Here is an 8,906-nt window from a genome sequence, read left to right as displayed (position 1 = left end):
CCCCACAGCCCCCGCCCCCACGACCGTCGCATCGAAGTCGAAAGGCGCAGTCATGGGCCTACCTCTTGCCGTAGAGGGCCTTCGCCCGCGTTTCGAAACAGTGGATCAGCTTGTCGACCGCGCGATCAAAATTGGCGTGCAGCATCATGTCCAGCATCCGCGATTTGAAGGCGAAGTCGATGAAGAACTCCAGCCGCGTCCCTTCGGGATGGGGGTGAAACTCCCAGCGGTTCTTCAGATGCTTGAACGGTCCGCGGATCAGACCGACTTCGACCTTGGGCGCGTGGATGTCATGGCGCACCCAGGTCGAGAACCGCTCGGTCAGGAAGGCGAAGCCCACCCCTGCCTCGGCGTCCAGCAGACGCACGCCCGGCGCCTCCTCGCGTTTGTTCCAGACGCGCATGGACGTGATCCACGGCACGAAGGCCGGATAGGACTCCACGTCCGCGACCAGGCTCGCCAGTTGCTCGGGCGCATAGGGAAGGATGCGCGTAACGCGATGGACCGCCATTCAGGGCTTAGCGGGCCGAACGGCCTGCCTGGGCCTGACGCGCAGCCTTCAGGCGGGCGAAGTCGTCCCCGGCGTGGTGCGACGACCGCGTCAACGGCGACGACGACACCATCAGGAAGCCCTTGGCGCGAGCGATGGCCTCATAAGCCTTGAACTCTTCCGGCGTGACGAAGCGGTCGATGGCGGCGTGCTTGCGCGTCGGCTGGAGGTACTGGCCGATGGTGATGAAGTCGACGCCGGCGGAGCGCATGTCATCCATCACCTGCATGACCTCTTCCTTGGTCTCGCCCAGGCCGACCATGATGCCGGACTTGGTGAACTGGTTCGGGTCGCGCTCCTTGACCATCTGCAGCAGGCGCAGCGAGTGGAAGTAGCGGGCGCCGGGGCGGATCTTCAGATAGAGGCGCGGAACGGTCTCGAGGTTGTGATTGAAGACGTCGGGCGTGGCGTCGATCATCACCTCGGCCGCGCCGTCCTTACGCAGGAAGTCGGGCGTCAGGATCTCGATGGTGGTGTTGGGCGCCTGAATGCGGATCTGGCGCACCACCTCGGCGAAGTGGGCGGCGCCGCCGTCGGCCACGTCGTCGCGGTCCACCGAGGTGATGACCACGTGGTTCAGGCCCATCTGCTGGACGGCCAGGCCGACCTTGGCCGGCTCTTCCGGGTCCAGGGCCTGCGGCAGGCCGGTCTTGACGTTGCAGAAGGCGCAGGCGCGCGTGCAGGTGTCGCCCATGATCATCAGGGTGGCGTGCTTCTGGCTCCAGCACTCGCCGATGTTCGGGCAGGCCGCCTCTTCGCAGACCGTCACCAAACCCTTGGAGCGAACAATCTCCCGGGTCGCATTATACTGGCCTGAACCAGGTGCCTTGACGCGCAGCCAGTCAGGCTTCTTCAGCACCGCCGATTCCGGGCGGTTCTGTTTTTCCGGGTGACGCAGCTCTGAAGGCTTCTTCGTCAGGGTGTCGATCAGCGTGACCATAGCCGGCGGTCGGGCTCCTGTGCAGAAGGGCGGTATGTCGGCTTTCCGACCGCCGATGGCAAGCCACAGACGGTTTCAGTGATACAGATGCGACGTTCACGCGACGTTACGCATCTTTTCAAGGCGACCTTACGTCACTAGGTTCCGGCCTCTTGTAACCGAGAGAGCCGTCTCAGAGCTCTCCGAAGGAGGACGTGCTTGCGGGCTGCCCTGGACCCCAAGGTCTATGACGAATCCCTGTTCGACGCGCTGATCGATGCGCGCGCCCGCTATGGCGACAAGGAGATCCTGGAAGACCAGGACCGTCATCCCCTGACCTATACCGGCCTGATCCGCGCAGCCTTCGTGCTGGGCCGCAAGATCGCCGCCATGACCCAGCCGGGCGAGCGCGTCGGCATTCTGCTGCCGTCCAGCGCGGGCGTGGTCGTGACCTTCTTTGGCCTGCACGCCTTTGGGCGGGTGCCGGTCATGCTGAACTTCACCTCGGGCGAGGCCAATCTGAAGGCGGCGCTGAAGACGGCGGGCGTCACCAAGATCCTGTCGGCCAAGCGCTTCGTCACCCAGGCCAAGCTGGACGACCTGATGACGGCCCTGGGCGAAGTCGCCGAGATCATCTGGCTGGACGACGTGCGCAAGACCATCGGCCTGGCCGACAAGCTGTACGGCCTCAGCGCCGGCATGGCCCCGCGCCGCTTCCGCGTGAAGAGCGATCCCGATTCGCCGGGCGTGGTCCTGTTCACCTCCGGCAGCTTCGGCGCGCCGAAGGGCGTGGTGCTGAGCCAGCGCAATCTGGTCGCCAACGCCCGCCAGGTCGCGGCCCATATCGAACTGAAGCCCGAGTGGGTGATGTTCAACCCGCTGCCGACCTTCCACTCCCTGGGCCTGACGGGCGGGGTTCTGCTGCCGCTGCTGCAAGGGATGAAGGCGTTCGAATACCCCTCGCCCCTGCACGCCAAGCAGATCACCGACCTGCTGCCCCAGGTGAAGGCCTCGATCCTGTTCGCGACCGACACCTTCCTGAACCAGTACGCGCGTGTGGCCGAGCCGGACGATTTCGCCACCCTGCAATTCGTCGTCGCCGGGGCCGAAAAGGTCCGCGACGAGACGCGTCAGATGTTCAACACCAAGTTCGGCGGCGTGGAACTGCTGGAAGGCTATGGCGCGACCGAGGCGGCGCCCGTCGTCGCCGTGAACCACCCCGACCGCAACCGCCCCGGCACGGTCGGCCAGATCATGCCCGGCATGGAATATCGCCTGGACACGGTTCCGGGCATCGAGGGCGGCGGCCAGCTGTTCCTGCGCGGGCCTAACGTCATGGCCGGCTATATCTCGCCGAACGATCCCAAGGGCATCGAGCCGCTGGCGGGCGGCTGGCATGACACCGGCGACATCGTCGACATCGACGACGAGGGCTACATCACCATCCTGGGACGGGTGAAACGCTTCGCCAAGCTCGGCGGCGAGATGGTGTCCTTGCTGGCGGTCGAGGATATGGCCGGCGCCGTCTGGCCCGACAACCGCCACGCGGCGGTCTCGGTGCCGGACAGCAAGAGGGGCGAACGCCTGATCCTGGTCACAGATCACGAAGGTGCGGCTTCGGCCGAGCTGTCGGAGTGGGCGCGCGACAATGGCGCACCCGAACTGGCGGTGCCCAAGAAGATCATCAAGATCGCCGTCATTCCGGTCCTAGGCACCGGCAAGACCGACTATGTCGCCATCCAGAAGCTGGTCGAGGACGCCCTAAAAGCCGTCTGATCAGGACGGCTTGCAGAGCGCACAGCTTCGCCTAACCTCCGCCTTTGCGCGCTGCGTCGGTCCAGTCCCTGGACCTGACGGACAGGCGTGATCGGGAGAAAAAACGAATGGCGAGTGCAGCGTCTCTTTCGAGCTGGGCCCCGCGTTTCCAGAGCATTCTGCGGATCGTGGCCGGTCTGCTGATCCTGCAGCATGGCGCGCAGAAGATCCTGGGCTTCCCACCCGGCGGCCAGGGCGGCGGCTTTGACGTCTCCAGCCTGTCCACGCTGGCCGGTTGGTCCGGCCCGATCGAACTGGTCGGCGGCGTCCTGATCGTGCTGGGTCTATTCAGCCGCCCGACCGCCTTCATCCTGTCCGGCTTCACCGCCGTGGCCTACTGGATGGTGCACGCGCCGCAGAGCCCCTATCCAATCAACAATGGGGGCGAGCTGGCGGCGCTCTACTGCTTCGTCTTCCTGTATCTCTTCTTCGCGGGTCCAGGCCCCATCGCCCTGGACAGCATGATGCGCGGCGGTCGTCGCCGCTGACCGATCAGATCGGCGCCTGGATCAGCCGATCCGGGCGCCGGTCATCGAGATCGAACCGCCTTCGATGGCGTCGTTGAAGAAGCTGATCGCCTCGCCCGGCGCCTGCTGGGCCGCGACGTAGAGCAGCGGCAGATAGTGCTCGTCGGTCGGCACGCTGAGCTGGGCCTCCTCGGCCAGATTCACCCAGTCGATCAGAGCGTCGTGGTCCCCGGCGAGGAAGGCGCGCTTCACCGCCTCATTAAAATCGACGGCCCAATCATAGGGCTCGCCGCCCGCACGCTTCCACGTTCGCAGATTGTGCACGAAGTCGCCCGACCCGGCGATGAGGACGCCTTCGTCCCGCAAGGGCCGCAGCGCCTTCGCCAGCTCATAGTGACCGCGCGCATCCAGCGTCCGATCCAGCGACAGCTGGACGATGGGCACATCGGCATCGGGCCAGACATGGGCCAGAACCGACCATGTGCCGTGGTCCAGCCCCCACTGGGTCGTCACTTGCGCGCCCGTCAGTTCCGCCACCCGGGCCGCCAGCGAGGGCGATCCGGGCGCGGGATACTGCATGGCGTGAAGTTCAGGCGGGAAGCCCCCGAAATCATGGATGGTTTCCGGCTGCTCCTGCGCCGTCACGCCCAGCCCGCGCGTCTCCCAATGGGCCGAGATCATGACCACGCCCCTGGGCTTGCCGATCTGCTCTCCCAGCGCACGCCAGGCGTCGGCATAGGGACCGCCTAGAGCATTCATCGGAGAACCGTGGCCAAAGAAGACGGCGGGCTGGCGCATGATCTTAACCGTGCATCTTCTTGGCGATTTCCGCCACATGCCGGCCCTGGAAGCGGGCGCCGTCCAGTTCGTTCGGGCTGGGCATGCGCGAGCCGTCGCCCTTGGTCAGGGTGGTGGCGCCATAAGGCGTGCCGCCGGTGATCTCGTCCATGTTCATCTGACCGGCGAAGGAATACGGCAGGCCGACCACCACCATGCCCTGGTGCATGAAGTAGTTGTGCAGGCCCGCGAAGGTGGTTTCCTGACCGCCGTGCTGGGTCGCCGAGGCGCTGAAGGCGCTGCCGACCTTGCCGATCAGCTTGCCCTGGCCCCACAGACCGCCGGTCTGGTCGAGGAAGGCGCGCATCTGCGACGCGGCGGTGCCAAAGCGGGTGCCGGCGCCCAGGATGATGGCGTCATAGTCGGCCAGCTCGTTCACTTCGGCGATCGGCGCGACCTGATCCATCTTGTAGCCCGACGCCTTGGCCAGCTCGGCAGGCACGGTTTCCGGCACGCGCTTGATGTCCACAACAGCGCCTTCGACGCTGCGCGCGCCCTCGGCGACAGCTTCTGCCATCTGCTCGATGTGGCCATAGGTCGAGTGATAGAGGACGAGAATCTTGGGCATCAAACGCTCCGCTAAATCTGACTGACACAAAAGCAACTGCATCAGTGTCTGATTTAGCGAGAGGTTGCGGCGCCGCAAGCCCCCGCTGTCAAATTTCCATGCGATGCGCCAAGGGGCAGACCCGGTCGTAGAAGGCCTGCGTCGCGGGCGCGCGCCCGCCGCGCGACAGGATGAAGCGGTGCTCGACTACCATGGCCTGCTGTTCGATGTTCAGACCGCTCCAGTCGCACAGGTCGTCCAGCGGATAGGCGTAGGCGGCGGGGCCGTCGCCCGCCCGAAGCTTGCTCATCAGCAGGTTCAGACCGTTCTGCGCCTGCCAGACATGGACCAGTTCATGAACGAAGACGGCCTGGGTCCTCAGCGGCGCACGGGACAGGTCCGGCTCCAGCGTCTTTTTCGGCCAGACGATCCAGTCGCGTCCGAACCAGCGCCCCGGCACAAAGGCCCGGTCGAACGGCCAAGGCGAGGCCAGGAAGCGTATGTCGTCCAGCCTCAGCGCCGCGCCGAACACCTCGCGCGCCAGCGCCGCCTCACCGTCCGCCAGCGGCCGTATCATCGCCAGTCCACTCCCAATGCCAAGGTTCGAACACATAGGGGGTGAAACCGAAACGGGAAGCATTGGCCACCAGCCAGCGGTAGGCCGGGCCTTCCGCCATGTGGCGGCGGCTCAAAGGATCGGTCGAATCCACCCCCATGCCCTCGACATGGCCGACGTGGATATCAATGGCGGTTCCGGTCCGGTGCGGCGAACAGACGGCGCGGCGCAGGCCGTCGCAGTTCCCTTGTGCGGCGCATCGTGCGGCGTCGGCCTCTGGGTCGCGGAACCCCGAGAAGATCTGCATCAGTTCGGGATCGGCGGCGATGGCGGGCACCTCGGCGCGGGCGGCGGCGGCCATGCGGCGATAGGCGTCCAGCACGTCGCGGCGCAGCAGACGCGTCATCCGCTCGGCGTGCTCCTCCTGCGGCGACAGATAGGCCAGCAGGCTGATGGGCGGCGGCTCGGGGCACTCCCCCCTCACCCGCGCCATGACGAAGGGGCGCCGTTCCTGCCACAGACCGCGAAACACCTGGAAGGTCGACTGGTCGAACTGGCCCGTCGCCATCAGTCCATAGCGTGCCTGAAACCCGGCCAGAGCCTCGGCGAAGGCCGGCGACGCCGGATCACACGGCGACCCGATCTCCCGCTGAATCAGGGGCGTATAGGTCTCCCATCCCCACTCCGCCGATCCGAACGGCGACCATTCCAAGGTATAGAGCGAAATGCCGTTGGCCTGGGCCGCATTGTCCCAGGCGTTGGTGGGCCGGTCGCAGATCTGGGCGTCGGCCTTCGCCGCTCCGGCGCCGCCGAGGACCGCAACAAAGACCGCGGCAAGGATCGCAAATCGCACTGACATGGCGCCAGCAGGCCTCAGCTTGCCGGGAACCGCAAGGGCGTCTTCGCCTGTTCGCAGAAAACCGGCATGGTGAAGCTGCGGCCGACTCAGGCCGACCATGTTCGGACGCCTGATGTCATCTGTTGCCGCCGCTGAAGCGCCTCGCCGTTCCAATGCTGTTCTGGCCGCCTTTTCCGGGCCGTGCCTGCCGCTGGCGGCTTTCGGCGTGGCCCTGCCCGTCACCCTGCCGGAGTTCTACGCCACGCACGTCGGGCTGGAGCTGGGCGTGGTGGCCGCCGTCTTCATGGCCGTGCGGCTGATCGACATCGTCTTCGACCCCTTCATCGGCTGGGGCATGGACAAGACCAAGACGCGGTTCGGCCGCTATCGTCCCTGGATGATCGTCTCGACGCCCATTCTGATGCTGTCGGCGCTGATGATGTTCGTCCTGGTCCAGCCTGGCGCCGGACCCGCCTATCTGTTCGCCTGGCTGCTGGTGCTCTACCTCGGCTTCTCCATCGGCACTCTCGGCCAACTGGGCTGGGCGGCGGTTCTGGCGCCGCAGTACGATCAGCGCAGTCGGGTCTATGGCTGGTGGCAGGTGTTCAACATCATCGGCGTCATCCTGATCCTGATCCTGCCGACCGTGGTGGTGAAGTCGGGCATCGGCGACTATGCCGACGGCGTGCGGATCATGGGCTGGGCCATCCTGATCGCCCTGCCCGTCACCATCGGCCTGGCCATGGTGGCCGTGCCCGAACCCATGAACGTCGGCGCCCCGCCGCACGGCGGACCCAAGGCCTATCTGGCCCTGTTCGGCATGAAGACAGTGCGCAAGCTGCTGATCGCCGACCTGCTGCTGGGCGTGGCGCCGGGCATCACCGGCTCGCTGCTGTTCTTCTTCTTCGGTCAGATCAAGGGCTACGATCACACCCAGGCGTCGCTCTTCATGCTGTTCTATTTCGTGGCCGGGCTGGTGGGCGCGCCGATCTGGGCCTGGCTGGCGACCAGGATCGGCAAGGACAGGGCCCTGGCTGTCGCCAGCCTGATCTTCGCCGGCCTCTATATCGCCGCCACCCTGGTCCCCGGCGGCAACTTCGCCCTGACCGCCGTGGTCATGTTTATCGCCGGTCTGCCCTATGCAGCGGGCCTGTTCCTGCTGCGAGCCATGATGGCGGACGCGGGCGACGAGGTTCGCCTGGAGACGGGCGTGGACCGCACCGGCCTGATGTTCTCCATCCTGTCGGCCACGACCAAGATCGGCCACGTCGTGGCGCTGATCCCCTACCTGATCCTGCAATGGGTGGGGTTCAAGGCTCTGCCGGGACCGGCGGGCAACAGCGAGTTTTCGCTGCTGGCGCTGCAAATCCTATTCATCGCCGTGCCGGGCCTGCTACTGGCGGCGGCCGCTTGGGTGCTGAAGGGCTATCCCCTGACGCCCAAGCGCCACGATGAAATCCGCGAGGCCTTGGCTGCCCGCGACGCCGGGACCGCCTGAATGACCCACTCCGTCGACCGCCTGAAAGAGATCATGGTTCGCCTGCGCGATCCGAACGGCGGTTGCCCCTGGGACGTCGAGCAGACCTTCGCGACCATCGCCCCCTATACGATCGAGGAGGCCTACGAGGTCGCCGACGCCATCGAGCGCGCCGACATGGAAGAGTTGAAGGTCGAACTGGGCGACCTGCTGTTTCAGGTCGTCTTCCACGCCCGCATGGCCGAAGAGGCCGGCCATTTCGCCTTTGACGACGTGGCCGATGCCATGGCCGACAAGCTGGTGCGGCGCCACCCGCACGTCTTCGGCGAGGAAGCCGCCAAGCCCAGCGGCTCGGCCCAGAAGGCCCGCTGGGAGGACATCAAGGCCGCTGAGCGTCAGGCCAAGGCGCAGCACGGCGTGCTGGACGATGTTCCGGTCGGCCTGCCCGCCCTGACCCGCGCCGCCAAGCTGACCAAGCGCGCGGGCCGCGTCGGCTTCGACTGGCCCTCGACCGACGAGGTCTTCGACAAGCTGGCCGAAGAGGTCGAGGAACTGCGCGTGGAGATCGCCGCCGGCGACAAGGACAAGGCGCGCGAGGAACTGGGCGACCTGCTGTTCGTCGTCGCCAACTTGGCGCGCAAGCTGGAGGTCGAACCCGAAGACGCCCTGCGCGCCGCCAACGCCAAATTCATCCGCCGCTTCGGCTTCATCGAAGCCGAACTGGCCAAGGACGGCCGTACGCCGGAACAGTCGAACCTGGCCGAGATGGACGCCCTGTGGGACGCGGCCAAGGCGGCTGAGAAGGGCTGATTCACCTACCGCGCCGTCATCCCGGAAGCGGCGTAGCCGCTATCCGGGACCGCTAAAAGCGCAAACGGCCGTAATCTTGAGCGGTCCCGG

General features: G+C 66.2%; 10 protein-coding genes. 4 read left to right on the top strand and 6 right to left on the bottom strand.

Translation table 11 applies throughout. The annotated features are described in order from the left end of the window. Window positions 1–58: 58 nt before the first annotated feature. Together HX774_RS13665 and lipA are read right to left on the bottom strand one after the other, a co-directional pair. Window positions 59–511, bottom strand: a complete 453-nt coding sequence (locus HX774_RS13665; RefSeq protein WP_178827566.1) for a type II toxin-antitoxin system RatA family toxin — start codon at window positions 509–511, stop codon at window positions 59–61. Between the two features lie 7 nt (window positions 512–518). Beyond that, window positions 519–1,490 (bottom strand): lipoyl synthase, encoded by a 972-nt coding sequence (gene lipA, locus HX774_RS13660; RefSeq protein WP_114816623.1) that lies wholly within the window; start codon window positions 1,488–1,490, stop codon window positions 519–521. A 198-nt stretch (window positions 1,491–1,688) separates the two neighbouring features. Between lipA and HX774_RS13655 the strand changes: the two genes are divergently transcribed. Together HX774_RS13655 and HX774_RS13650 are read left to right on the top strand one after the other, a co-directional pair. Further along, window positions 1,689–3,245 (top strand): AMP-binding protein, encoded by a 1,557-nt coding sequence (locus HX774_RS13655; protein ID WP_178827564.1) that lies wholly within the window; start codon window positions 1,689–1,691, stop codon window positions 3,243–3,245. A 107-nt stretch (window positions 3,246–3,352) separates the two neighbouring features. After that, the gene (locus tag HX774_RS13650) at window positions 3,353–3,772 is read left to right on the top strand and encodes a DoxX family protein (RefSeq protein WP_114816625.1); all 420 of its coding nucleotides are present in this window, start codon (window positions 3,353–3,355) and stop codon (window positions 3,770–3,772) included. Window positions 3,773–3,793: 21 nt separating this feature from the next. Here HX774_RS13650 and ygiD read toward each other — a convergent pair whose 3' ends face one another. The 4 genes from ygiD to HX774_RS13630 all read right to left on the bottom strand — a co-directional run bounded on the left by ygiD (window position 3,794) and on the right by HX774_RS13630 (window position 6,550). Beyond that, complete coding sequence (gene ygiD, locus HX774_RS13645; protein WP_178827562.1) at window positions 3,794–4,549, bottom strand: 4,5-DOPA dioxygenase extradiol; 756 nt, start codon at window positions 4,547–4,549, stop codon at window positions 3,794–3,796. A 4-nt stretch (window positions 4,550–4,553) separates the two neighbouring features. Then, window positions 4,554–5,156 carry an NAD(P)H:quinone oxidoreductase gene (gene wrbA, locus HX774_RS13640; protein WP_178827560.1) on the bottom strand — a complete coding sequence of 201 codons (603 nt, stop codon included), beginning with the start codon at window positions 5,154–5,156 and terminating at the stop codon, window positions 4,554–4,556. 88 nt (window positions 5,157–5,244) lie between these two features. Continuing rightward, window positions 5,245–5,712: a hypothetical protein gene (locus tag HX774_RS13635; RefSeq protein ID WP_178827559.1), complete on the bottom strand. Its 468-nt coding sequence runs from the start codon at window positions 5,710–5,712 to the stop codon at window positions 5,245–5,247. Next, window positions 5,687–6,550 (bottom strand): D-alanyl-D-alanine carboxypeptidase family protein, encoded by an 864-nt coding sequence (locus HX774_RS13630; RefSeq protein ID WP_178827557.1) that lies wholly within the window; start codon window positions 6,548–6,550, stop codon window positions 5,687–5,689. Before HX774_RS13630 ends, HX774_RS13635 begins: the two co-directional genes overlap by 26 nt. 112 nt (window positions 6,551–6,662) lie before the next feature. On the opposite strand from HX774_RS13630, the gene HX774_RS13625 reads away from it, so the two are divergent. Further along, window positions 6,663–8,027: an MFS transporter gene (locus tag HX774_RS13625; RefSeq protein ID WP_178827555.1), complete on the top strand. Its 1,365-nt coding sequence runs from the start codon at window positions 6,663–6,665 to the stop codon at window positions 8,025–8,027. Beyond that, window positions 8,028–8,816 (top strand): nucleoside triphosphate pyrophosphohydrolase, encoded by a 789-nt coding sequence (gene mazG / locus HX774_RS13620; protein ID WP_178827553.1) that lies wholly within the window; start codon window positions 8,028–8,030, stop codon window positions 8,814–8,816. Window positions 8,817–8,906: the final 90 nt, after the last annotated feature.

Source organism: Brevundimonas sp. P7753 (assembly GCF_013386595.1).
GTDB classification, from domain to species: domain Bacteria; phylum Pseudomonadota; class Alphaproteobacteria; order Caulobacterales; family Caulobacteraceae; genus Brevundimonas; species Brevundimonas bullata.
This window is presented reverse-complemented; position numbering and strand designations above follow the sequence as displayed.

Excerpts from the sequence above, each read along its gene's own strand:
- HX774_RS13665 (WP_178827566.1), bottom strand. The coding sequence starts at position 511 with ATGGCGGTCCATCGCGTTACGCGCATCCTTCCCTATGCGCCCGAGCAA.
- lipA (WP_114816623.1), bottom strand. The coding sequence starts at position 1,490 with ATGGTCACGCTGATCGACACCCTGACGAAGAAGCCTTCAGAGCTGCGT.
- HX774_RS13650 (WP_114816625.1), top strand. The coding sequence starts at position 3,353 with ATGGCGAGTGCAGCGTCTCTTTCGAGCTGGGCCCCGCGTTTCCAGAGC.
- ygiD (WP_178827562.1), bottom strand. The coding sequence starts at position 4,549 with ATGCGCCAGCCCGCCGTCTTCTTTGGCCACGGTTCTCCGATGAATGCT.
- wrbA (WP_178827560.1), bottom strand. The coding sequence starts at position 5,156 with ATGCCCAAGATTCTCGTCCTCTATCACTCGACCTATGGCCACATCGAG.
- HX774_RS13635 (WP_178827559.1), bottom strand. The coding sequence starts at position 5,712 with ATGATACGGCCGCTGGCGGACGGTGAGGCGGCGCTGGCGCGCGAGGTG.
- HX774_RS13630 (WP_178827557.1), bottom strand. The coding sequence starts at position 6,550 with ATGTCAGTGCGATTTGCGATCCTTGCCGCGGTCTTTGTTGCGGTCCTC.
- HX774_RS13625 (WP_178827555.1), top strand. The coding sequence starts at position 6,663 with ATGTCATCTGTTGCCGCCGCTGAAGCGCCTCGCCGTTCCAATGCTGTT.
- mazG (WP_178827553.1), top strand. The coding sequence starts at position 8,028 with ATGACCCACTCCGTCGACCGCCTGAAAGAGATCATGGTTCGCCTGCGC.